General features: G+C 50.5%; 21 protein-coding genes. 6 read left to right on the forward strand and 15 right to left on the reverse strand.

Going from position 1 to position 22,577, the window contains the following annotated elements; translation table 11 throughout:
- Positions 1-200: 200 nt before the first annotated feature.
- The 5 genes from M1L66_RS29925 to M1L66_RS29945 all read right to left on the reverse strand — a co-directional run bounded on the left by M1L66_RS29925 (position 201) and on the right by M1L66_RS29945 (position 5,229).
- On the reverse strand, positions 201-461 hold the full coding sequence (locus tag M1L66_RS29925) for a helix-turn-helix domain-containing protein (protein WP_434689264.1): 261 nt from the start codon (positions 459-461) through the stop codon (positions 201-203).
- Positions 462-468: 7 nt separating this feature from the next.
- Positions 469-2,421 carry a helix-turn-helix domain-containing protein gene (locus tag M1L66_RS29930; RefSeq protein WP_434689265.1) on the reverse strand — a complete coding sequence of 651 codons (1,953 nt, stop codon included), beginning with the start codon at positions 2,419-2,421 and terminating at the stop codon, positions 469-471.
- Positions 2,422-2,442: 21 nt separating this feature from the next.
- On the reverse strand, positions 2,443-2,898 hold the full coding sequence (gene rpiB / locus M1L66_RS29935) for a ribose 5-phosphate isomerase B (RefSeq protein WP_055653318.1): 456 nt from the start codon (positions 2,896-2,898) through the stop codon (positions 2,443-2,445).
- Positions 2,899-2,930: 32 nt separating this feature from the next.
- Positions 2,931-4,052 carry a chorismate synthase gene (aroC, locus tag M1L66_RS29940; protein WP_187020325.1) on the reverse strand — a complete coding sequence of 374 codons (1,122 nt, stop codon included), beginning with the start codon at positions 4,050-4,052 and terminating at the stop codon, positions 2,931-2,933.
- Positions 4,053-4,170: 118 nt separating this feature from the next.
- Positions 4,171-5,229, reverse strand: a complete 1,059-nt coding sequence (locus M1L66_RS29945) for a lactonase family protein (protein WP_002604891.1) — start codon at positions 5,227-5,229, stop codon at positions 4,171-4,173.
- A 209-nt stretch (positions 5,230-5,438) separates the two neighbouring features.
- Here M1L66_RS29945 and M1L66_RS29950 point away from each other — a divergent pair, with 209 nt between their 5' ends.
- The 6 genes from M1L66_RS29950 to M1L66_RS29975 all read left to right on the forward strand — a co-directional run bounded on the left by M1L66_RS29950 (position 5,439) and on the right by M1L66_RS29975 (position 10,222).
- Positions 5,439-5,972, forward strand: coding sequence for a helix-turn-helix domain-containing protein (locus M1L66_RS29950; protein WP_187020327.1), 534 nt, complete (start codon positions 5,439-5,441; stop codon positions 5,970-5,972).
- Between the two features lie 71 nt (positions 5,973-6,043).
- The gene (locus M1L66_RS29955; protein WP_055653316.1) at positions 6,044-7,120 is read left to right on the forward strand and encodes an ABC transporter ATP-binding protein; all 1,077 of its coding nucleotides are present in this window, start codon (positions 6,044-6,046) and stop codon (positions 7,118-7,120) included.
- Positions 7,113-7,925, forward strand: coding sequence for an ABC transporter permease (locus tag M1L66_RS29960; RefSeq protein ID WP_187020328.1), 813 nt, complete (start codon positions 7,113-7,115; stop codon positions 7,923-7,925). The genes M1L66_RS29955 and M1L66_RS29960 overlap by 8 nt, the downstream gene beginning before the upstream one ends.
- The gene (locus tag M1L66_RS29965) at positions 7,925-8,716 is read left to right on the forward strand and encodes an ABC transporter permease (protein ID WP_187020330.1); all 792 of its coding nucleotides are present in this window, start codon (positions 7,925-7,927) and stop codon (positions 8,714-8,716) included. The genes M1L66_RS29960 and M1L66_RS29965 overlap by 1 nt, the downstream gene beginning before the upstream one ends.
- A 36-nt stretch (positions 8,717-8,752) precedes the next feature.
- Entirely contained in the window at positions 8,753-9,850 is a 1,098-nt protein-coding gene (locus M1L66_RS29970) for an ABC transporter substrate-binding protein (RefSeq protein ID WP_187020332.1), read from the forward strand.
- Positions 9,851-9,901: 51 nt separating this feature from the next.
- Positions 9,902-10,222, forward strand: coding sequence for a DUF1622 domain-containing protein (locus M1L66_RS29975; protein ID WP_110321793.1), 321 nt, complete (start codon positions 9,902-9,904; stop codon positions 10,220-10,222).
- Positions 10,223-10,280: 58 nt separating this feature from the next.
- On the opposite strand, the gene M1L66_RS29980 is transcribed toward M1L66_RS29975, so the two are convergent.
- The 10 genes from M1L66_RS29980 to M1L66_RS30025 form a co-directional block, all read right to left on the reverse strand.
- The gene (locus M1L66_RS29980) at positions 10,281-10,997 is read right to left on the reverse strand and encodes a GntR family transcriptional regulator (RefSeq protein ID WP_434689270.1); all 717 of its coding nucleotides are present in this window, start codon (positions 10,995-10,997) and stop codon (positions 10,281-10,283) included.
- A gap of 100 nt (positions 10,998-11,097) precedes the next feature.
- Positions 11,098-12,390 (reverse strand): uracil-xanthine permease family protein, encoded by a 1,293-nt coding sequence (locus M1L66_RS29985; RefSeq protein WP_434689272.1) that lies wholly within the window; start codon positions 12,388-12,390, stop codon positions 11,098-11,100.
- A 14-nt stretch (positions 12,391-12,404) separates the two neighbouring features.
- Positions 12,405-12,887, reverse strand: coding sequence for a nucleoside deaminase (locus M1L66_RS29990; protein ID WP_434689273.1), 483 nt, complete (start codon positions 12,885-12,887; stop codon positions 12,405-12,407).
- A gap of 235 nt (positions 12,888-13,122) precedes the next feature.
- Positions 13,123-13,845 (reverse strand): hypothetical protein, encoded by a 723-nt coding sequence (locus M1L66_RS29995; protein ID WP_187020338.1) that lies wholly within the window; start codon positions 13,843-13,845, stop codon positions 13,123-13,125.
- A 27-nt stretch (positions 13,846-13,872) separates the two neighbouring features.
- A complete protein-coding gene (locus M1L66_RS30000) occupies positions 13,873-14,592 on the reverse strand; it encodes a DUF5058 family protein (RefSeq protein ID WP_002604902.1) in 720 nt (239 codons plus the stop codon).
- 59 nt (positions 14,593-14,651) lie between these two features.
- A complete protein-coding gene (locus tag M1L66_RS30005; RefSeq protein WP_434689276.1) occupies positions 14,652-16,085 on the reverse strand; it encodes an amidohydrolase in 1,434 nt (477 codons plus the stop codon).
- Positions 16,086-16,282: 197 nt separating this feature from the next.
- Entirely contained in the window at positions 16,283-17,170 is an 888-nt protein-coding gene (locus M1L66_RS30010) for a LysR family transcriptional regulator (RefSeq protein ID WP_187020341.1), read from the reverse strand.
- Between the two features lie 19 nt (positions 17,171-17,189).
- On the reverse strand, positions 17,190-20,438 hold the full coding sequence (locus M1L66_RS30015) for an alpha-mannosidase (RefSeq protein ID WP_434689278.1): 3,249 nt from the start codon (positions 20,436-20,438) through the stop codon (positions 17,190-17,192).
- A gap of 14 nt (positions 20,439-20,452) precedes the next feature.
- Positions 20,453-21,472: a LacI family DNA-binding transcriptional regulator gene (locus M1L66_RS30020; RefSeq protein ID WP_434689280.1), complete on the reverse strand. Its 1,020-nt coding sequence runs from the start codon at positions 21,470-21,472 to the stop codon at positions 20,453-20,455.
- Positions 21,469-22,566: an aldose epimerase family protein gene (locus M1L66_RS30025; protein WP_434689282.1), complete on the reverse strand. Its 1,098-nt coding sequence runs from the start codon at positions 22,564-22,566 to the stop codon at positions 21,469-21,471. The genes M1L66_RS30020 and M1L66_RS30025 overlap by 4 nt, the downstream gene beginning before the upstream one ends.
- Positions 22,567-22,577 lie beyond the last annotated feature (11 nt).

A 22,577-nucleotide genomic window follows, 5' to 3' on the forward strand; every position in this document is an offset into this window, starting at 1 on the left:
GTTTGATGATGGCCCTATCATAACACCGAAAATACCCCCTGTATATTTTCTATTTTTGTGCTGTTTTTCTAATTCTCAAATGCTTTATATAGAGATTTCGAGGCACTGTGATATACATTTCTTTCACTGATTCTCAATTTTTTAGGTGGAAATCAAAAAAACTGATTAAAATATCTCCATTTTAATCAGTTTTTTATGCATTATTTCTTCTTATAACGGCCCGGTGTCGTATTTTCAAACTGTTTAAACACCCGGATAAAGGCGGCGTCACTGGAGAAGCCCACGGACAGCGCTATTTCCTTTATATTTTCGTCCGTATTCACAATGAGCCGTTTGGCCTTTTCAATCCTCAGACTGTTGATGTACTGTGCGATTCCGATTCCGTATTTCTTCTTGAAGGTGGTGGATAAGTACGTATTGCTCACGCCAAGCATGTCGGAAATACTGTAAAGTCCAATCATGGGATCTTCAAAATTTAAGTTGATGTACTGTCTGGCCCGCTCCGCAATATTCCTTCTGGTCCAGCTGGCGCTTCTGCTGCCACCGGATCAGATAGCCAAAGCCTTCGTGAAGGAGCTTCAGCAGCTTCTGTCCATCCTTTGCTTCAGATAAATTCCTGGTGTATTCCTCCATGCGGTACTCGGTACAGCTCCCTGCATGGTTTTCCAGAGCCATCAGAATGGGATTGATAACCGCGTATTTTTTCGCCCTGCTCGTGTAGACGTTGCGGTCAGTGCCGATATACTGATTAAAAAGAAGATCCAGCAGCCGGTCGGCCTCCTCGTACTTCTCCTCCAGCATGGCCATCTCGTACTCCGGCATCACGCTTACATAGGCGGCGTTCTCCTGCCTTCCCACCATTGTTTCGTCATAGAAGAACACACGGCCCCTGTCATTTTCACAGAATTCCGCAACCATCTGCGCCTGATGAAAGCTGGTTATGATGTTAGACATGGAATCATAGATTCCGCCCAGCATAACCCTGCATTCCACCAGCGAGTGAAGACTGTCTAATATTTCCGCGGCAATGGCCTGCATCTCCGCCTTTCCGTACTCCGGCTCCATATGGAACAGCAGTGCGAGGCTTCCGTCAAACTCGGCGGTCATGACGGCTATATCCTCTTTTTCCTTCAGCACCCCACGGATCCGCACATCCGCGTCGCGAATCTCATCCTGGCTGAATCCCATGGGGTTTCGGATCAGTCCGGCCTGAAACAGGGAGTATTCCATCTGAATTCCGAATTTCTGCATGGAGGCGAAAATCACGGAATTATTGCGTTCCTCGCTGCTTAAGAGATTGCACAGGAACAGGGCCTCTATGGCCTCCCTCTGTTCCTCCAGCTTCCGGGTGCTCTCCACATTCATTTTCAGCATCCGGCTGATTCCGTTGTCAATCAAATCGTAATCATCCAGGAAACGGCCACCCTCTTCCGTCTTATTCACAACCTTATCCAGAATGTCCTTCAACGGCTTTGCGTTGCGTCGTCCCAGAAGTGCAAATAAGACCGCACCGAATATCATGCACAGACCGATGGACACATAGGCGATATTCCGTATGAAGTAACCGGAGTCCAGCAGCTTGCGCCGTTCGATTAAGGTGACGTATCTGATGCCGTAATAATCCGAGTCCATCACGGAACCGTAGTTGCCCTCCATCTTAAATAAGGGCTTTCCGCCGTTTGCCTGCAGGCTTTCCTTTAAGTCCGCGTGGTCAATTCCGGAACCGAAACTGGCATAGACGGAATCATCTTCGGTAACTACCGCGGTCATGGTGTTTCCCATCCCCTCATTTGCGTTCCGGAGAATGGATTCCACCTCCGATTTATTAATGAGAATCATCAAAATGGCTGTTTTATCGCTGGATAAGTCGTAGGGAAGCTGGCGGAACAGGCACAGCTCCAGACTACCGTCGCTCTGAGGCATGAAACTGTAGCCGTCTCTCTTCTGGCCGCCGGCAGTCTCCAGCCACTCCTCATATCCGTCCAGCTTTAATTCATTTTTCAGCAGATAGTATTTTTCCGCACCAAAGTATCCCAGATCACCGACCACATAGTTCAAATGGGGATAATAGACGTATATTTCTTTAATAAAGGTATTGGAAAGCTTGTAATCATAGAGCTGGCGTGAAAACTGAACGATAAAATCCTTGTCAATTTCACTCAGCTCCTTTGAGCGGCTCAGCTTCAGGTTCACAGCGTTCATCTGCAGCTGGGCGGCAAAACTGTCGATATCATTCAGGCGGATATCGATGCTGGTCTGAAGCACGGATGTCAGGCCGTGATTCAACTCTTCAATCTCTCCGGAGAACTCTTTTACCATCCAGGTCGTGAGCGCCACCAGCATGCCGATCATGACGACGGATACGATGATAAAGGACCGCACCCACAGATAGAGACTCTTTGTAATCTTTCCTTTTTTCATCCGTTCATACCATACACCGGACTACAGCGCGCTCTGGTTACGTCTCTCGATATCCATCACCTGGTCCACACGTCTCTGGTGTCTTCCGCCTTCGTATTCTGCATTCAGCCATTCTTCCGTTATCATCTTCGCCATCTCCACACCGATCACCCTGGCACCGAAGGCGAGGACGTTGGAATCGTTGTGCATTCTGGAAAGCTTCGCCGTATACGGCTCACTGCAGACGCAGCAGCGGATTCCCTTTACCTTGTTGCAGGCCAGCGATATGCCTACGCCGGTTCCGCAGATGGCGAGCCCCAGATCCGCCTCGCCGTTTGCCACTGCATTGCCCACCTTTTCTCCGTAAACCGGGTAGTCGCAGCTCTCCGTGGAATTCGTGCCGTAATCGATTACCTCGTATCCTTTTTCTTCCAGGAACTTCTTCATCTCATTCTTCATCTCAAGGGCTGTATGGTCATTTCCTATTGCTATTTTCATTTTCTTCTCTCCTGTTTTTATAGATGTATGGTTTATAAATGCTCCGCGCTATGCACACCGAAAAATCCCTGAATCCGGTCCAGTCTGGAGGTCATGGACAGAAGGAGTAAGTCCGCCGTCGTCAGCGCCGCCATCGCTTCCACCACCACCACGGCCCGCGGTACGATAATCGGGTCGTGACGGCCTTTGATCGCGATATCCGTCTCCTCCATACCGCGCGTCACGGTCTTCTGCTGCTGTGCGATAGACGGCGTCGGTTTGAAGGCCGCCCGCAGCACGACCCGGCTTCCGTCGCTGATGCCGCCCAGGATTCCTCCCGCGTGGTTCGTCTCCTTCTTTATCTTACCGGATTCGTCCATGCGAAACGCGTCGTTGTTTTCCGAGCCGACCGACTTCGCGGCCTGGAATCCGTCTCCGATCTCAAAGCCCTTCACGGCCCCGATGGACAGAATGGCTTTTGCCAGAGATGCGTCGTACTTTTCAAAGACCGGATCACCCACTCCGGCGGGAAGTCCGTCGATCACACACTCCACCACGCCGCCCACAGAGTTGCATTCCGACATCATACGGTCCAAATACGCTTCGGCTAAAGCAGCGGCTCCTGCATCCGGCATGTAGAGACGGTTTCTGTACATCTCCTCCGGATCGAACTGTGCGGGATCTGCTTCGTACGGTCCTACGGCCTTCGTATAGGCGCATACCGTGATACCCAGACTCTTTAAAAGCCTGGCCGCTATGGCTCCCGCGGCCACACGGCCGATGGTCTCCCGGCCCGAGGAGCGGCCGCCGCCCCGGTAATCCCGGAATCCGTACTTCTCGTCAAAGGTATAATCCGCATGGCCGGGACGGTACACCTCCATGATATTCCCGTAATCCCTCGATCTCTGGTCCGTATTCATCACAGCCATGGAGATAGGAGTTCCCGTCGTCTTCCCCTCAAACACTCCGGAAAGGATTTCCACCCGGTCCGCCTCCTGGCGTTTGGTGGTGAAACGGCTCTGCCCCGGTTTTCTGCGGTCTAAATACGCCTGAATGTCTTCTTCCGCAAGCGGAAGCCCCGCCGGACATCCGTCCACCACGACACCGATACCCTTTCCGTGTGATTCTCCCCAGGTTGTTACCTTCAATATGGTCCCAAGTGTTGATCCTGCCATGTATGATCTCTCCTTATCTCAATTCTTGTTTCAATCCACGCTTGTTTTGTCAAAACCGGGGCCCGCGTCCATTGTGCAAACGGACCGGCCCCCGGTTCTCAAATACCATTTTCTGCAATCACTCTCCGACCTTTACGATCACGCAGCTGTTGGGTTCATTGACTCTGATTTCTTTGCCGTTCATGATCAGCAGGCCCTTCTTATAGTCCACGGAAAAGAAAGTAATACTGCCGTTCTCATGATTAATGGAAGCGATATGCTTGTCATCCGGGAATACACAGATGTCCTTCGGGTAGCTTCCGCTGATGGGCAGACAGCAGATATAATCCAAAAGGCCCGTCTTCGGATCACGGTCATAGACGGTTACCGTGTTATCGCCTGCGTTGCCGCAGAACATGTGCTTCTCATCAGTGGATAAGCGCATGGAGCTGGCCGCGGTCAGTTGGGATAACGCCTTTGGCCCCGTCGTGGATATGGTCTGTATCTTCTCGATCTTCGGCTGGCGCTCGCCCGTCTCATAGGAGTATACGTCAATCACGTTCTTTAACTCATATAAAAGATAGAAGAATCTGCCATCTGAGCTGAACCGGAAGCATCTGGGCGCAGATTCCAGCTCACAGCGAAGTGCATCCACCAGCATCAGCTTCTCTTCTTTTTCATCGAACCGGTATATCTTTACCTGATCGATCCCTAAATCGGCCACCATTACGAATCGGCCATCCGGAGTCCTTCTCGTACAGCTTACGTGCGGCCGGAAGTTTCTCTCCGCCACGCTGCCCAGCCCCTTGTGGAACACTCCGTCTACGATGTCCCCCACCGTTCCATCCGGGTTCAGTCTCAGCACTGTGGACTTCCCATCGTGGTATCCGGATACAAATATATACTTGTCCTCTGCGTCCGTAGACAGATGGCAGCCCCTCATTCCCTTGATATTAGCGGAATTCAGCCTTGTAATCGCCCCGTTCTCGTGAATCCGGAATGATACGACACCCTCGTCCGCGATGGAGTACAGGGTCTTTCCGTCATTCGATGCGATGACATAAGAAGAGTTGTCCACTTCCATCTCGCATCTCGGTATAAAACGGCCTTTGGCCACGTCCACATCGTACACCGTAATCCCTTTTGCCTGGCCGTTGTAGGAGTAGGAACCTACGTATGCCATATACTTTCCTTTCATATTCGCGTCCTCCTGGATTGTTCCTTGTATAAACTAAAAATATCATATCATAAAAATGTATTTTTGTTAAGGAGAAACTATTGACATACGGATAAAATCCGGTATAATGTATTTTGCCGTGTGTTTATTATTACTAAACTTTTAGATTATTATTATAGTCAGTTAGTATAGCTAAACTCCAGGCTTATATTTATTAAAAGGAGGAGCGTATGGATATCGGTGCGAAATTAAAAGAACTGCGGATCTTAAAAGGCCTAACCCAGGAAGAGCTGGCAGACCGTGCGGAGCTGTCAAAGGGATTCATTTCCCAGCTGGAAAGGGACTTAACTTCCCCCTCCATCGCAACTCTCATGGACATCCTGCAGTGCCTTGGGACCTCCATCGGAGAGTTCTTTAACGAGACTCCGGAGGAGCAGATCGTCTTTGGAAAGACAGATTACTTTGAAAAGCACGATCTGGAACTGAAAAATGATATCAAATGGATCATTCCCAACGCACAGAAGAACATGATGGAGCCGATTCTTCTGACACTGGAGCCGGGCGGGGAAACGTACCCCGACAATCCGCATGAGGGAGAAGAGTTTGGCTATGTCCTGCAGGGCAATATCTCCATTCATATAGGAAGCAAGACATATAAAGCGAAAAAAGGGGAATCCTTTTACTTTGTTTCAGATAAAAAGCACTACTTAAGCAGCAAGGCCGGCGCAGTCTTAATCTGGGTCAGCTCTCCGCCTAGCTTTTAAAATTACATGTATCGCACGTAAGCGGCCAAAAGACGTCCGCTAAGTGCTCATAACGAGGAGGATAAAGGGTCATGGGTCAGCCATTAATTGATTTAAAAAACATTACGAAGGCATTTGACGGCACGGTTGTGCTGGACGATTTAAATCTTTCCGTAAAGGAAAATACATTTGTCACACTGCTTGGACCCAGCGGCTGCGGTAAAACCACAACGCTCCGGATTATCGGCGGATTCGAACGGCCGGATCAGGGCACGGTCATTTTTGACGGCCAGGAGATCACCAGCCTTCCGCCAAATAAACGCCAGCTGAACACCGTATTCCAGAAATACGCGCTGTTCACCCATATGTCCATTGCGGAAAATATCGCATTTGGACTGAAGATCAAAAACAAACCGAAGACGTATATTCAGGATAAGATCAAGTACGCCTTAAAACTGGTGAACTTAGACGGCTTCGAAAACCGTACCGTGGACTCTTTAAGCGGCGGCCAGCAGCAGCGAATCGCCATTGCACGGGCCATCGTCAATGAACCCCGTGTCCTGCTCCTCGACGAACCGCTGGGAGCGCTGGATTTGAAGCTCCGCCAGGATATGCAGTATGAGCTGATCCGTTTAAAGAATGAGCTGGGAATCACCTTTATCTACGTGACCCATGATCAGGAGGAGGCCCTCACCATGTCCGACACCATCGTCGTCATGAACCAGGGTTATATTCAGCAGATGGGATCTCCGGAAAACATCTACAATGAACCGGAAAACGCCTTCGTGGCCGATTTTATCGGGGAAAGCAACATTGTTCCGGGCATCATGATCCGGGATGAGCTGGTGGAAATCTTTGGCGCGAAGTTTGTCTGTGTCGATAAGGGCTTTGGCAACAACAAGCCGGTCGACGTGGTAATCCGCCCGGAGGACATCGATTTAGTGGCTCCCGGACAGGGCTCGATCTCAGGCGTGGTAACCCATTTAATCTTCAAAGGCGTTCACTACGAGATGGAAGTCACCACACCGGATGGCTTCGAATGGCTCGTACACAGCACGGATATGTTCCCGGTCGGACAGGAAGTGGATATCCACGTGGATCCATTCGACATCCAGATCATGAACAAGCCGGCTTCAGAGGATGAGGAGGCCGTGGGAGTCAATGAGTAAGAAATTATTATCCGGTCCCTATCTCATGTGGATGATCGGTTTCACCATCATTCCGCTGGCTTTGATCGTATTTTACGGTCTGACAGACAGAAGCGGGGCATTCACCCTGGCGAACGTCTTATCCATCGCCACGGCAGAACACAGTAAGGCTCTGTGGCTGTCCCTCGGGCTGTCCTTAATCAGCACCATTATCTGTTTTATCCTCGCCTATCCGCTGGCCCTCATTCTGCGGTCGCGGGGCATCGGCCAGGGCAGCTTTATCGTCTTCATCTTCATCCTGCCGATGTGGATGAATTTCCTGCTGCGCACACTGGCATGGCAGACGCTTCTGGAGAAGAACGGAGTGATCAACGGAATTTTATCGGCGCTCCACCTGCCGGCTCAGGGCTTAATCAACACACCGGGAGCCATTATTCTCGGCATGGTATACAACTTTCTGCCATTTATGGTTCTTCCTATTTATAATGTACTGTCCAAGATCGATGACAACGTCATAAATGCCGCCCAGGACCTGGGAGCCAACTTTTTTCAGATCTTGTTCCGTATTCTGCTCCCGTTAAGCATCCCGGGGATCGTCAGCGGAATCACCATGGTGTTCGTGCCGGCGCTTACCACCTTCGTTATCTCCAATTTACTGGGCGGAAGCAAGATTCTCTTAATCGGCAATGTCATCGAGCAGGAATTTACCAAGGGAAGCAACTGGAACCTGGGTTCCGGCCTCTCTCTTGTCATGATGATATTTATCTTAATCAGTATGGCGCTGATCGCCAAATACGATAAAAATGGGGAGGGGACTGCATTTTGATGAGCAAAAAGACTGGTATATTCAAACGTTTTGTTCAGGACTTCTATCTGGTCCTCATCCTGGTATTTCTGTACGCTCCGATTGCGACCATGACGGTGCTGTCTTTTAACAGCTCCAAGTCCAGGACTCAGTGGGGCGGCTTCACCACACGGTGGTATACGGAGCTGTTCTCCAGCAATACCATCATGACGGCGCTTTACAATACGCTGCTGATCGCCTTTCTGTCCTCGATCATCGCGGTTATCATCGGCACGGCGGCGGCTATCGCCATTAATAATATGAAGCGTGTTCCCCGCAGTATTGTGATGGGAATCACCAATATTCCCATGCTGAACGCAGATATTGTGACCGGCATCTCCCTGATGCTGGCATTTATCGCCTTCGGAATCTCCCTCGGGTTTAAAACGATTCTGATTGCACATATTACCTTTAACATTCCGTATGTCATTTTAAGTGTCATGCCGAAGTTAAAACAAACGGATAAGAGTACTTATGAGGCCGCCATGGATTTGGGCGCAACTCCGGTCTACGCCTTTTTCAAGGTTGTATTTCCGGATATCCTTCCGGGCGTGCTCTCCGGTTTTCTGCTGGCCTTCACCATGTCGCTGGATGATTTCATCATCACCCATTTTACCCGCGGCGCCGGCATCAACACCTTATCCACGTTAATATACAGCGAAGTACGCCGCGGCATCAAGCCCTCCATGTACGCGCTGTCCACTATTATCTTCTTAACGGTGCTGATTCTCTTACTGATTACCAATTTTGCACCGAAGCGGAAGAAACATTAAGACCATTTATTATGGTCATTTAAAAGGAGACAGATTATGAAAAAGAGGTTTTGTTCCATCATGGCCGTTGCAGCCGTGGCCGCATTATCCGCCGTCACCATGAGCGGCTGCGGCAAATCTGCCGAAAAAGCAGGAGGCGCCGGAGAAGTTTACGTTTACAACTGGGGGGAGTATATCGATGAGGATGTCATCGCCCAGTTTAAAGAGGAGACCGGGATTGAGGTCATCTACGATATGTTCGAGACTAATGAAGAGATGTATCCCGTCATTGAAGCCGGCGGCGTGAAATACGACGCAGTCTGCCCATCCGATTATATGATTCAGAAGATGATCGAGAATAACATGCTTGCCGAAATCAATTTTGACAATGTTCCTAACATTAAGGAAATTGATTCCAAGTATATGGATATGTCCAGGAGCTTTGACCCGGACAACAAGTATTCCGTGCCTTACTGCTGGGGTACCGTGGGAATTCTCTATAACACCAGCATGGTGGCTCCGGAGGATGCACCGACGAAGTGGTCCGATCTATGGGATGAGAAATTTAAGGACAATATCCTGATGCAGGACAGCGTCCGCGATGCATTCATGGTGGCACTAAAATCGCTGGGCTACTCGATGAATACCACCAATGAGGCGGAAATCGCCGAGGCGAGAGACTTACTGATCAAGCAGAAGCCTCTGGTTCAGGCGTATGTGATCGATCAGGTCCGCGACAAAATGATCGGCGGCGAAGCTGCCATGGGCGTCATCTACTCCGGTGAAATGCTTTACATTCAGCAGGAGGTGGCCGATCTCGGACTGGATTACTCGCTGGAATACGTAATCCCCGAGGAGGGAACCAATCTCTGGCTGGATTCCTGGGTAATCCCGGCCAATGCTCCGAATAAGGAAAATGCAGAGAAATGGATCAATTTCCTCTGCCGCCCGGATATCGCCAAGAAGAATTTTGAATACATCACCTACCCGACACCGAACAAGGGCGCCTTTGATCTGCTTGATTCTGATCTTCAGAACAACAAGGCTGTATTCCCGGATACGGATTCTCTGAAAAACTGCGAAGTCTTTCAGTATCTTGGAACCGATGTAGATTCTATCTATAATGAATACTGGAAAGAAGTGAAATCGAATTAGGGCTGCATCGCTTACGCATGACAGTACCCGCAGGAGTCAGGAGGACGTATCGTGGTAAACGCATTAGAAACAATTTTACAGCAGGTGGTCGATATCACCATTCTCCTGTTTGAATTTATGGGAGTTCTGGTGATCATCGCGGCAGGGCTCCGCGGGATTTATGATTACGTGAAAAGGAACCCCTCCATTCGTCTGAATCTGGCCCAGGGCATGGCTCTGGGGCTGGAATTTAAGCTGGGAAGCGAGATCCTGCGTACCGTAGTGGTCCGCCAGCTGTCGGAAGTGGCCGTGGTGGCCGCGATTATCGCCCTAAGGGCGGCGCTGACATTCCTGATCCATTGGGAAATCAAGGTGGAACGGGAATCCGAATAAATATGGAATAGAAAAGAGGAATTTCAGCTCATTTCATTGAGTTGAAATTCCTCTTTTTTTAGTACCGTATATTCTTCTGCCGTATCATATTAAACTTTATAATAGCTGTGTTTATATACTCATTGGCATGAATCAGAGGCCGATCCGATGAACTGTAGTTTATTCCCTTCAAGTATAAAAAAGGTTTGCAGCCCAGCTGGTTCATATCTGCATATTGGTCCAGCCCTTCGATCTCTGTCGTCAGAATGGTATCGATCTCCACTTTGTCCCATTCGATTTTTTCACCGGAAAGATTGTAGATGTATTGAAAAATGGAATTCTCATATTTGCTGAATTCTCGAAATGCCTCTTCCCCTCCGATAAGAGATAAACTAAAATAATCACGGCAGAAAGCACATACCGTATCATCGGCCAAAAACATCTTCTCCGCTACTACGAGCTGTTCACCGCTCTCCATCTGCAGCTGCTGACAGATGGCTTCATCCCGGTCGATTTTCTGAATGTTCAGCAGTCTGACAGAAGGTGTATAGCCACTGTTCTCAATCATTTGAGTAAACTCCATACAGGGATTGAATTTAACCTTAATATTGAGAGAATCTACGTTTACAAAGGTACCTTTTCCCTGGCGGCGAAAGATAATGCCCTCTGAGGCCAGGTCATTGAACGCCTGTCGTATGGTGATGCGGCTGACACCGATCATCTCAGCCATCACCTCTTCTCTGGGAAGCTTATTATTACGGGTAAGATCCATGTTCTTGATATATATATATTTCACGCTTTGCCTGCTCGGAAAGTGTCAGTGTGTTCAGCTTCTGGTACTCCATGTGATAGCCTCCTGCCTTTTTCTATAATCATAGTTGGTAGGAGGCTCTTTGTCAACGTTTCAAGCCCTTGCTTCCATTTAAAAGAAGATTTAGAAGAATGGCGCTGGCACTTACCATAAAAAGGCCATTGCTGCAGATCATGCTGAGCGTGGAGGGGAGACCTGCAAAGATATCTGAGGCGAAGGTGGCACCAACGCCGATGGCAATACTGGTTCCTACAATCGTGAAATTATTGTTTTCAAAGAAATTCAGCTTGGACAGTATGGAAATTCCTGACGAAGTAATGACGCCAAACAAAGCCAGGGTGGCTCCTCCCAGAACTGCCTTCGGAACAACCGTTATCACCGCAGAGACCTTGGGGAATATGCCAAGAAGAAGCATCATCACTCCGGCCGTCGCAATGACCGAGCGGCTTTTTATCTTTGTGAGGTCAATCAGGCTGACATTTTCATTGAACATGGTGGAAGGGACGGAGTTAAAGGCTCCTGTAATAACCTGTGATACTGCCTGCGCCTTGATGCCTTTAATCTTAGTGGCATTGTCTGTATGCGTTCCGGCGATCTCATCCAATACGGAGAAGACGCCAATGCACTGAATCATATTTATGATACAGAAAATGGTCATAATCAATATGGAACCCGCCTCAAACTGCGGTGCACCAAAGTAAAAGGGTGTCACCAGCCGGAATGCACTTGCCTCCTGAATTGGTGTTATATCCACCATTCCCAGGAAAGCCCCGACTACCGTTCCGCCAATAATACCCAGCAGAAGAGACATGGCCCGCCAGATTCCTTTGCCGAACTTCTCCACCAGGATGATAAAGATTAAAACGCCAAATCCCAGCAGAAGATTCTGCACCGATCCATAAGTACTGCTGCCGGTTCCGCCAGCCAGATCCTGGATAGCCGTAGGGGCCAGGCTGACGCCGATCAGTGTAACGAAAGTACCAACGACCACCGGCGGAAACAGCATAAGAATCTTATCCAGGAAAAAGGATAGAAGAAAGATCAGGACACCGGATACCATAATGGCTCCGAACAGGGTGGGAAGGCCGTAAGTATTGCCAATCATGATCATGGGAGCCAGAGGTGCAAAGGAGGAGCCCAGAATGATAGGATATCTGGAGCCTATGTATTTGCTCAAACCAAATACCTGGATCAGAATGGCAATTCCACTGGTAAAAAGGTTGGCTGATACCAGAAACGCAGTGGTCCTGGCATCCAGCCCCATGGCGCCGCCCATAATGAGAGGAACCGCTATGGTTCCGGGGCACATGGCTAACACATGCTGAAATCCTACCAGCAGGTTCTTGCCAGGGCTTATTTTCTCTGAAAACATATCCATATTGAGTCCTCCTGCTAGTCCCAATAGCCTTCATGAACTTTGGCTGCATCTACTTCCACTTCCGGAACAGGCCCCACCACCTCAATTGCCTTTTGTCCCCGGGCAAATACTTCACGGCAGGGAAGGTCAAAGGTTGGATTCTGCTCATTGCTGCCAGTCAGCTCCAGCAAACGGCGCTCGGTCATGCCATAAACTACGCGGCCGATATTGGCCCAGTAGATGGCGCCGGCACACATTGCGCATGGTTCCGCTGTGGTATATAAGGTACAGTCCCAGAGAAAATCCTTTGTAAATTCATGGGATGCACGTGCGGCCAGAGTTGCTTCCGCATGACCTGTACAGATTTTGTCTGTGATCTCGATATTCCCTTGCTCCATCACAATGTCTCCGTCCTTGTTCACTAACAGCGCTCCGAAGGGCGTGTTGCCCGCAGCACGGGCCTCCTTGGATATCTCAATTGCACGTCTTAAGTAGTATTCATGGCTCTGGTAACTCATATAAAATCCTCCTGTAAATAGTATTAGGTAATAGGTATTACCTTTTATTTGAACCTATCATAACACGCAGAAGATATGATGTCTATGTGAAGGATATACGATATACAGAGTAATAATTGTACAAATTAGACAAAAATATAGTATGTCTCCCAAAAAAAGAGGAATGCCCGCTCAATCGAATGAGTGGACAATCCTCTTTTTTAATCAGGGTATTATTCACACCCCTGCATTTTCATTATTTTTTCTTTCGAGCCTTTAATTCGCTCTTCAGTGTCATTTTGATGATCCCTGCCTTATACATCACCAGGGCACAGACGACTGTGACACCCATACACAAAAGTACTACGAATCCCTCTTTACCCCCCAACGGGTAAAATGCATTGATGACAAACACCAGAATCAGCGGAAAGATCATGGTGAGTGATTTTCCCTTTGCTTCGTATTCTCCGCAGTCGTCGTTGACAAAGCTTAAGAGAATTCCGCCGAACAGTGCAGGAAGCAGGTACTGAGTCGCCGTCTGAACCGCCGGACTCGTAAGCAGCGGACGGAGCGGTACCAGAAGAATAACTCCCAGCACAATAATCAGTGTGGTAACAATGGAGGAAACCGCAACGCCGATCGTCGCAATCGTGTCTCCCTCATCCGTGCCCTGCGAGGTGTCTGTGAGCACCTGGGCGTTGATGACTACCGGTATCTTTAAGTTCATGACATTACCGGTTAAAAAGGTTAAGTACGCGGAGGAGCCCAGGATCGGCGTGTAGCTCAGTACCTCTGCTATATTTGTGGGCAGAAAGACCGCCAGCAGTCCGCCTCCCACCGCAAATATCTGTCCGATGCTCTCCGGCCATACGCCATAGACCGTGGATATGACCGCAGGAATTCCCAGCATAAATCCGATTGCTATGATGACGCCGATACGCCCGGTCCGGTGGATGCTTGTCTCGTAATTTTTATCCATGATAATACCTTCCTTTCCCTTTCCCCATTAACCAAGTATCCTGACCCACAAAAGGGACGACGCCATGCCCAGCAAAAGCGTATCTGCCATAACGAAATTTCGCAGCCAGAGAATCTTAAATTTCTTAATAACAGCCATATGTATCATGACGATCACGCAGGAGGTGACGACTACCGCCAGATAGACCGGTCCCTTCATGATCTGAATCGGAAGGAATGCTTCGATGATGGCCAGGGACAGTACGCCTGTCAGGAGAGCGCCCATCGCTCCATGTGTGTTTTTCGCCTTCTGAAGACTGGTCTGCACACGTTTTCCAAAGATCAGGACGCCGACAATACCGCCCAGAATACAAATACTCATAACAAACATGACTGTACCAACAATGGAGGCATCTCCCGCCGCGTTAAGCGCAGCGATGGATTCATAGCCGGCTCCCGTGGCTACCATGTCGGCCGCCATCAGTTCATACGTAACGGAGCCCACCACGGATAAGCGGAACCATGACCACGGGACCCCCAGAACAGCCGCAAGACTGAACAGACCGATGACGATGGAAATGGAGGGGACGATGGAATAGATGGCCGATGAGGTAATAGCCGTCTTCAGTTTCTCTTTTGTCAGGCCGATTTCCAGACCGTGACGGTATGCTTTTCTCAGTGTAATTACGCAGAATATCAGGATATATACGATTCCCGCCCCGACTAACGCGTAGAGAAGCGGACTGTTCATTATTTCGTTAAATGTCATGATTCTTTTCTCCTTTTTATATGGTAGGGATCATCACCCGGTCAGGAACTCTCTCCTGGTTAGGAAATCGCTCCTGGCTGGACTCCTTCGGGAATCGGTGAAAGGTATACTCCGCCGGTTTCCTCCTCCAGTTCCTTCTTTGCGGTATCGAGGATCTCCGGATTTCCATAGATCTTCGCACAGGCCAGGGCAATCGCACGCGCTGCCGCCTGGCTGGCCTTATCACCGATGGAGGTTCCTACCTGTGCCGTCATCTGCCACGTATGCGCGCCAGTCTCCGGTATTCCCGCCGCCGCCGTAATCTGAGCGGTCGGCACCTGATAGCTCACGTCTCCCACGTCACTGGAGCCGGTCATAACTTTGTCTCTCATGGCAGGCGTGTAAGGCATAATAAAGGTATTGAGAGGCCGCTGCGCAAATTCTTCCTCGCTGATACCGTTCTGCTTTGCTCCGTTTTTCACCACCCGCGCTCTCTGCTCCTGCGGCATGGCGGCCAGGAAGTCTCTCGCAATGGCGAATTCCTCTTCCCCAAAATCCGGGGCGCCGGTTTCTAAGTAGGCATCGGACAAAAGCCTGGAAAGCGTTGGATTGGGAATTGTGTCGCTTAAGCCGCCCAGGACCTTGATGCTTACCTTCGTCTCTGTCATCAGCGCGGCCCCTTCCGCGATCTTTCTCATGCGCTCCAGGATCTCCCCGCTCTGAACGAGCTTTGGTGCACGGATAAAGTATAAAAGTGAGGCGTGATCCGGTACAATGTTGGGAGCCTGTCCGCCGCAGTCTAAATACGCATAGTGCACGCGGGCGTCGGAAATAATGTGTTCCCGCAGGTAATTCACACCCACATTCATCAGTTCACAGGCATCCAGCGCGCTGCGCCCCAGCTCCGGAGCTGCTCCCGCGTGGGCGGTCGTCCCTTTAAAATCGAACCGGACCTTATAATAGGCTACCGTTCTCACCGACATGGACATGTTGCCGTCCATCGGATGCCAACTGAACGCCGCGTCGATGCCGTCAAAACAGTGCTCCTTTACCATAAATGCCTTGCCGAATCCAGTCTCCTCGGCCGGACATCCGTATAATTCCACGGTTCCCGCCACCCCGCTCCTCTGTAAATACTCCTTCACCGCAATCGCCGCCCCTGCAGCCCCTGCCCCCAGGGCGCTGTGGCCGCATCCATGTCCGTACTTTTTTCCTTCGATGGGACATGGCTTCGCACATCCGGCTTTCTGGCTTAAATCCGGTAAAGCATCATACTCGGCCAAAATTCCGATGACAGGCTTACCGCTTCCGTATCTTCCCACAAATGCGGTAGGGATCTTCGCCACCCCTTCTTCCACCTCAAAGCCTTCCTGCCTTAAAACCGCCTTGATCTTCTCCGCACTCTGATCTTCCTGATAACCAAATTCCGCATAATCCCACACGGCCCGGTTGATTCCGGCAATGATATCTGCCTTTTCTGCCACAATGTCATGAATAAATTGTTTTTCTTCCATTTTCCCTCTCCTTCTGTGCATTTATTATAGTTAATATTATCAGATACTCGGGTTTAGGAGGAAATATGATTCATTTATGGAGATATATAAACAATCTATATGGTGATATTGAATAATGTTGAAAATCATTGTATTACAGACTGCACATTTATAAAATAAAAACGCCGGCAGACAGTCTCTGCACAGCGTTTTTATAATTAAAAATTGATTCTCTTCTTAAAATACTCCAGATACTCTTTGGCATAATCGCTCAAACCACGATCCATGGGATAAAGGTATCCCAGTTCCAGCTGGCGGTTGTCAAAGGGTATGCTGACTACGTGATGGGCGCGGTTATATTCCTCCGAATGGGGCAGTACGATGCTGAATGCCAGGGAATTGGAGACCAGCGATACCCGGGAGGAGGTGGACTGGACGCAGATCAGCCGGTTCGGATTAACAATATCCTGCCAGGGCATCCAGTTGGCATCTCTCTCATAGATATCCGAAAACGCCACATAGGGATAGTTTTTCAGCTCTTCGATATCAAAATGCGGCTTCTGGAGCAGCGGATGGTTTTCGGCCAGCTGCACATAGAAGCACACATCCTTCAGCTTTACAAATTTCACGTGGAGATCGGAACAGAGCCTTGCAAAGCTGGACGATCCTGTCTCCAGATAGATTACCAGGTCACAGAGATTTCTGTAGAGCGCCTCAACCTGCTTTTCCCCGTCGCCGATATAACAGGAAAAATGAAGATGAGCCATCTCCTGGTAATCGGTGCACAAATCCCAGAATGCCTCGAAGGCAGGCACGTAACGGGGATATACGAGCCGGAACAGACAGTCCTCTTCCGCGCTTATCCCGCTGGTAATCTCCTGAATATCCGACATGATGGAGGTGGCCTTTTTCGCCAGCTTCATCCCGCTGGCCGTCAGCTGCATCCCCATGGGTGTCCGTTCAAATATGGTAATTCCAAGCTCATTTTCCAGGTTCTTAATGGCGTTGCTTAAGTTGGGCTGGGAAAGGTAGAGCGTCTTTGCCGCCTTCGATACGGAACCTGTCCTGCTGATTTCCAATACGTACTGGAGCTGTTGAATCGTCATGAGATGCCTCCTGTTTCCATTATTTTAAAGCAATTCTCACTGTTTTTATCTCAAATGCCTTGAAGTCCAGATTGATGACGCCGTCCCTCACAGCGGCTTCCTCTTCCTTATTCTCCAGCATATCGCACAGCCATGCGGATTTCACCGGAAGATTGATCTTTACAGCGGCTGAATCCATCCGTTTCTTGCATTCATAAAGCCGGAAAACTACATCTCCGCTTCCATCCTCTGCAAGCTTCACGGCCTCGATTACCACGTGGTCTGATCCGGTCTCTGCCAATGAGAAAGTATCTGTTCTTCCGTTTACGACAAGAGGTGCTACATTCATCTCATACCCCTGTCTGACCACATCGCTCTCATGGAAGCTTCCATTCCATGCCGCCGCTCCATACGTAAAGGTATGAATCCGGTTATCCGCCCGCATATCCGGGCAGGCTCCCGCGCGTAGAAGCGTCAGCTCCAGTGCTCCGTCCTCCATGCTGATTCCGTACTTACAGTCATTTAAGACAGCGAAGCCATTGCCGCCGTCACACACGGCGCTGTACCGATGGTTGCACACCTCGAACCGGTCTTTATCATACGCCCTGGACCGGTGCATCGGGCGCTCCACATAGCCAAACTGCATCTCATTGATCCCATACTCTCCATATAAAACAGTAGGGAAACTGACCTTCAACAGCCTGTGCAGTTCACGCCAGTCAACTTCTGTCGCAAATTCTACCCTGCTTTCTCCCACTGCCAGAGTGATATCCTGGCGGAACGAAGAACTGCCAATCTTTCCTGCCGCCCTCAGGACTGCTCTGGCGCCTGCGGCGCAGACAATCTCTACGTGCACATCGAAGGCGCCCTCGATTTCCTGTTCCGCATAATTGGAATCGATATCCCAGGCGTCGAATTTTCTCGGCACGTCTTTAAACAGGCGGAAATGGTTCATCGGTGTCCTGGCAAATTCTCTTCCGCTCTCCTTCAGCACATAGGAGGTGATCTCCGCGTTGGAGGCAAGGGTTACCCGGAGCCGGTCATTTTCCATCACGAAGCCGTCCCCCTGTGGTATGACTACGGCCAGAGTTGGGAATGGGGCTGGAACGGATCCGGTCTCTTTCACCGCCGCGGGTGCTGTCTCTTTCACCGCCCCAGGTATTGTCTCATCGCATTCGCATGGAACAACCGTAACCGCTCCCATCGGCGGAACTGCCACTCTGGCAGTAACTGTTTTTCCATCGGTATACACAGGGATTGTCTCTCCCTCCAGAGTCCTGCACCCTTTTTCATACTCCTCCGGAACATCGATCAGGCAGATGCGCGGGAAGGAAAGGGAGTTAAACACGGTAATTCCATCGCCCTCTTTTATAAGACTTGAAACCGCTTCTCCACAGAGTTTTTCCGCTTCCTCACAGACGCGGCCAAGAGACCGCTCCGCTTCCTCGTATACCCGGTGGATACTGGAGCCGGGGAGAATATCATGGAACTGGTTCAGCAGTGTTTCCTTCCATAAGCGTTCCGTCTGCTCTGCGGGGTACTGGTAAGCGCTGCCCGCGGCATTTTCCGTATTGTTCCCGGAAATGCGCTCTGTGCCGTGCCCTGCTGCCATGGATACGGCGGCGGACGCCCACAGTTCTAAGTCTCTCATGGTGAGTTCTGCTCTCCGGTTCCATTTTTTGATGGCGGCCTGTGAAGTGTAGGTGCCGCGGTGGGCCGTAAAATACAGTTCTCCCACATACGTATTGGCCGGGCCCCCCCGGCTCTCCATGCGTTCAAAGTAATCGACCGGGTTCTCCATCTCGATGCGGACACCGCCCTCTAAATCCTTCTGACGCTCTATGAACTCGATGTGATCTCTGGTCGGACCGCCGCCCCCGTCTCCGTAGCCGTACGGAATCAGGAACGTATCCAGATCCCGCTTCTGAACCCGCTTCTTCCACACGGTGTTCATCTCTTCCGGGGACGTATAATACGTGTAGTTGGTAGGAAGGAAGGCTTCTATCTCGCTTCCGTCCATTCCTCTCCATGAAAAATAGTGGTAGGGGAACTGCTCGCCTTCGTTGTAGGACCAGAAGATCTTCTGCGTGACCAGATAATCGACGCCGCATTTTCTCAGAATCTGAGGAAGCGCCGCAGTGTAGCCAAAGGTATCCGGCAGCCAGAGCATCCTGCTGTCCACGTCAAACATTTCTTTATAGTATGCCTTGCCGTACAGAAGCTGGCGGATCAGCGCCTCACCGCCCGCCATATTCGTATCCGGCTCCACCCACATGGCTCCTTCAGCGATCCATTGGCCGTTTTTCACCGCTTTTCGGATCTCCTCAAACAGCTCCGGGTAGTATTTCCGGCACATCTCATAACACGCCGGCTGGCTCTGGATAAATTTGTAGTCTTTATACTCCTCCATCAGACGCAGCTGTGCCGCAAATGTCCTGGCCGTCTTCCGGTAGGTCTCCGCCATGGGCCACAGCCATGCCAGATCGAGATGGGCGTTTCCAATCGCGGAAAATACCGGCATCGTGGAACCATTGACAGCGGAAAGCACCGGCTCCAGCATGGCGCGGGCTTTCCGGTAATCCCGGCTCCTGGCCTCCTTCTCCTGCTCAAAATCCACAAGCCGTGTGAATTGTTCCAGCGCCTCCGCGACTCTGGCCGCCCGCAGGGAATCCTCATCCAGGGTCTTAAGCAGGCTGGAAAGTGTCTCCACATCCATAAAAAGCTGGTATGCGTCTTCATCCCAGATTCCATAGGTTCCTTCTCCCAGCGTCCTTCTGGCTCCCTCAGCCAGCTCGTCCCTGTAAAGTCCGGGAAGAACCGGACCGGTGGAACAGCCGCTGTCCTGGGCTTCTGCGTAGAAATGGCCGGCGTATGTCTCCATGCAGATCTCAAATACGTCTCCCGGTTTCGCCTCCCGGGTCAGTGTATTATCCACCAGAAAATGGTGGGGCTGTTTCACCCAGTCAGCCCGGTACGTGCCAAACACCGAGCCATTCACAAACACCGTAGATTCTCCGCCCGGACATAAGTTCAGTACAATTCTCTTTCCGGCAGTTTCTTCCGGCAGCGTGAGTTTTGTGCGGAACCACGCATATTCGTAGGTATCTCCCCAGGTATAGCCGGGTTCCACCCTCTCATACGTTCTTTCGCCGGCTTCCTCAAAGCTCAGCTGCTCCATCGTCTTAAATACTTCCCAGTCAAGCGTACCTGCCGGGGTATAAAAATCTTCCTTCAGGGTCCTGATCCAATGATTGATTCTGTCTCTGTATTCCGAATGCATAATCCCCATTTATTTGTCCTCGCCTAATTATACTCGTTTCTATTTCTGACCGTCTCGCCCGCCGCAATCGCTGTATCGATCACCGCCTGCCTGATCTCTGCACTTCCCTGTATCTGTTCCACCAGAATCTGTGCGGCCATGGCGGACATCCTGCCCTTATAGGAGCTGACAGAGGTCAGGCCCAGGGGCAGCTTTAACCGCGACTCAATATGGTCGAAGCCAATGATGGAACAGTCTTTTGGCACCATTTTGCCGCGTTTTAACAGACAGCACCAGGCCTCCCAGGCCAGCATGTCGCTGAAGGCAAAGATCGCAGTATACTCCTGTCCCTCGTTCTCTAAGTCCGTCAAAACAGCCTCGCATCCGTCGGAAACCACCGGAACCTGGCGGATCAGCCGCTCATTCACGGGAACCCCCTCCTCGCGAAACGCCCGGCAGTAGCCCTCCAGACGCTCCCTGGCGCTGGATATATAGGTGGCCCCATGAAGGAGCAGAATATCCCGGTGGCCGGCCGAGAGTAATTCCTTCGTCGCCTGATACCCGCCCAGTTCATCGTTGCAGACCACGTAGCTGTATGCCTCGTCACGGCGCCCGATCAGCACAAAGGGAACGCCCGACTCTTTTAAATAAGTTAAGTTGTCCGGTGTCTTCTGCGCCGGACAGATGATAATGCCGTCCACATTTTTATTGAGGGCGGACTGAATCGCCGCCAGCTCCAGCTCCTCATTCTCATTGGTGTTAAACAGAATGGAGGTGTATCCGGCTTTCCACGCATGGCCCTCGATCTCCTTCATCATAATGGAAAAATGAGGATTGGAGATGTCTCCTAAAATCACCGCGATGGTATTCGTATATCCCAGACGCAGGGAAGCCGCCAGCGTGTTGCTTACATGTCCCATTTCCTGCGCAGTCTTCTGAATCATCTCTCTTGTCGGGGCTGCGATATCGTCTTTATCCCTCAGCGCCCTAGAAACCGTATTGACGCTGTAACCGGTCTTCGCAGCAATATCCTTTAACGTGACGGCCGGTCTTCTCTTCTTCATCTGCCTTCTCCGCCCTGTTTAAGCCCCTGGCTTTTAAAGCGGTATACGGTCTCCGTCACGCACGGCTCATTGGCCTTTATGATGGGAGATGCAAAAGCCGGTTCATTGGCTGCATTGGGAAAATACTGGGTCTCAAGGCAGAATCCACATCTTTTTCCGTACTTCACGCCGCCCTTTCCAGGCTCCTCTTTCAGGAAATTCCCTGCGTACAGCTGGACACCCGGTCTGTCCGTATCCACTTCCATGGTAATCCCACTCTCAGAACAGACAACGACAGCGGCTCTATAAAGACCTGTGGTGGTATCGTCTGTAACGGCATTCTGATTGATTACGAAATTGTGATCATATCCTCCGGTATACTGTAACTGTTGAAAATCTGCATCGATATCGAGGCCAATCGCTTTCCCCTGTCGGAAATCCATGGGTGTCCCCGTCACATCCGCCTTCTCACCGGTGGGAATCGAGGCGGAATCTCTGACCGGCGTATAGGAATCTGCCATCAGAGTCAGCACATGGTTCAAAATCGTGCCGCTGTCGTGGCCGCCTAAATTAAAATAGCTGTGATTCGTCGGGTTAAAGACAGTCTCTGCATCCGACACGCCTTTATAGGTGATGCGGATCTCATTCTCATCGGTCAGCGCATAGGTGACCTCCAGCTTTAAGTTACCCGGGAAGCCCTGGTCACCGTCGGGGCTCTCCAGGACAAACGTAACCTCATTTCTGTCCTCTGCCGTCTCCTTCACGTCCCACATACGGATCTGATATCCATCAGGGCCGCTGTGAAGATTGTTCTCCCCTTCGTTGGGCGTCATATGATAGACTTTCCCTTCCAGTGTGACTGCGGCGCCTTCCAGCCTGTTACCATTTCTCCCTACTGTTGAGCCGAAATATGTATTCGTATTCTTCCGGTACTCCTCCGGGCTCTCGTATCCCAATACTACGTCGCGCGGATGGCCCTCCTGGTCCGGCACGATAACTCTGGTCAGCACAGCTCCTAAATCCGACATGGTGATCTCCATGCCGTTTCTGTTTTTCAGTGTAAAAAGGCTGACTTCCTGCGCTCCTTCTGCTGCTCCAAATATGGTTCTTTTCATGATGTACTTCC

This window comes from Hungatella sp. SB206, from assembly GCF_051132295.1.
Classification (GTDB): domain Bacteria; phylum Bacillota; class Clostridia; order Lachnospirales; family Lachnospiraceae; genus Hungatella; species Hungatella effluvii.

Bases quoted from the DNA above. Each gene is read 5' to 3' on its own strand.
- M1L66_RS29925 (WP_434689264.1), bottom strand. From the start codon at position 461: ATGATTGGACTTTACAGTATTTCCGACATGCTTGGCGTGAGCAATACG.
- M1L66_RS29930 (WP_434689265.1), bottom strand. From the start codon at position 2,421: ATGAAAAAAGGAAAGATTACAAAGAGTCTCTATCTGTGGGTGCGGTCC.
- rpiB (WP_055653318.1), bottom strand. From the start codon at position 2,898: ATGAAAATAGCAATAGGAAATGACCATACAGCCCTTGAGATGAAGAAT.
- aroC (WP_187020325.1), bottom strand. From the start codon at position 4,052: ATGGCAGGATCAACACTTGGGACCATATTGAAGGTAACAACCTGGGGA.
- M1L66_RS29945 (WP_002604891.1), bottom strand. From the start codon at position 5,229: ATGAAAGGAAAGTATATGGCATACGTAGGTTCCTACTCCTACAACGGC.
- M1L66_RS29950 (WP_187020327.1), top strand. From the start codon at position 5,439: ATGGATATCGGTGCGAAATTAAAAGAACTGCGGATCTTAAAAGGCCTA.
- M1L66_RS29955 (WP_055653316.1), top strand. From the start codon at position 6,044: ATGGGTCAGCCATTAATTGATTTAAAAAACATTACGAAGGCATTTGAC.
- M1L66_RS29960 (WP_187020328.1), top strand. From the start codon at position 7,113: ATGAGTAAGAAATTATTATCCGGTCCCTATCTCATGTGGATGATCGGT.
- M1L66_RS29965 (WP_187020330.1), top strand. From the start codon at position 7,925: ATGAGCAAAAAGACTGGTATATTCAAACGTTTTGTTCAGGACTTCTAT.
- M1L66_RS29970 (WP_187020332.1), top strand. From the start codon at position 8,753: ATGAAAAAGAGGTTTTGTTCCATCATGGCCGTTGCAGCCGTGGCCGCA.
- M1L66_RS29985 (WP_434689272.1), bottom strand. From the start codon at position 12,390: ATGGATATGTTTTCAGAGAAAATAAGCCCTGGCAAGAACCTGCTGGTA.
- M1L66_RS29990 (WP_434689273.1), bottom strand. From the start codon at position 12,887: ATGAGTTACCAGAGCCATGAATACTACTTAAGACGTGCAATTGAGATA.
- M1L66_RS29995 (WP_187020338.1), bottom strand. From the start codon at position 13,845: ATGGATAAAAATTACGAGACAAGCATCCACCGGACCGGGCGTATCGGC.
- M1L66_RS30000 (WP_002604902.1), bottom strand. From the start codon at position 14,592: ATGACATTTAACGAAATAATGAACAGTCCGCTTCTCTACGCGTTAGTC.
- M1L66_RS30005 (WP_434689276.1), bottom strand. From the start codon at position 16,085: ATGGAAGAAAAACAATTTATTCATGACATTGTGGCAGAAAAGGCAGAT.
- M1L66_RS30010 (WP_187020341.1), bottom strand. From the start codon at position 17,170: ATGACGATTCAACAGCTCCAGTACGTATTGGAAATCAGCAGGACAGGT.
- M1L66_RS30015 (WP_434689278.1), bottom strand. From the start codon at position 20,438: ATGGGGATTATGCATTCGGAATACAGAGACAGAATCAATCATTGGATC.
- M1L66_RS30020 (WP_434689280.1), bottom strand. From the start codon at position 21,472: ATGAAGAAGAGAAGACCGGCCGTCACGTTAAAGGATATTGCTGCGAAG.
- M1L66_RS30025 (WP_434689282.1), bottom strand. From the start codon at position 22,566: ATGAAAAGAACCATATTTGGAGCAGCAGAAGGAGCGCAGGAAGTCAGC.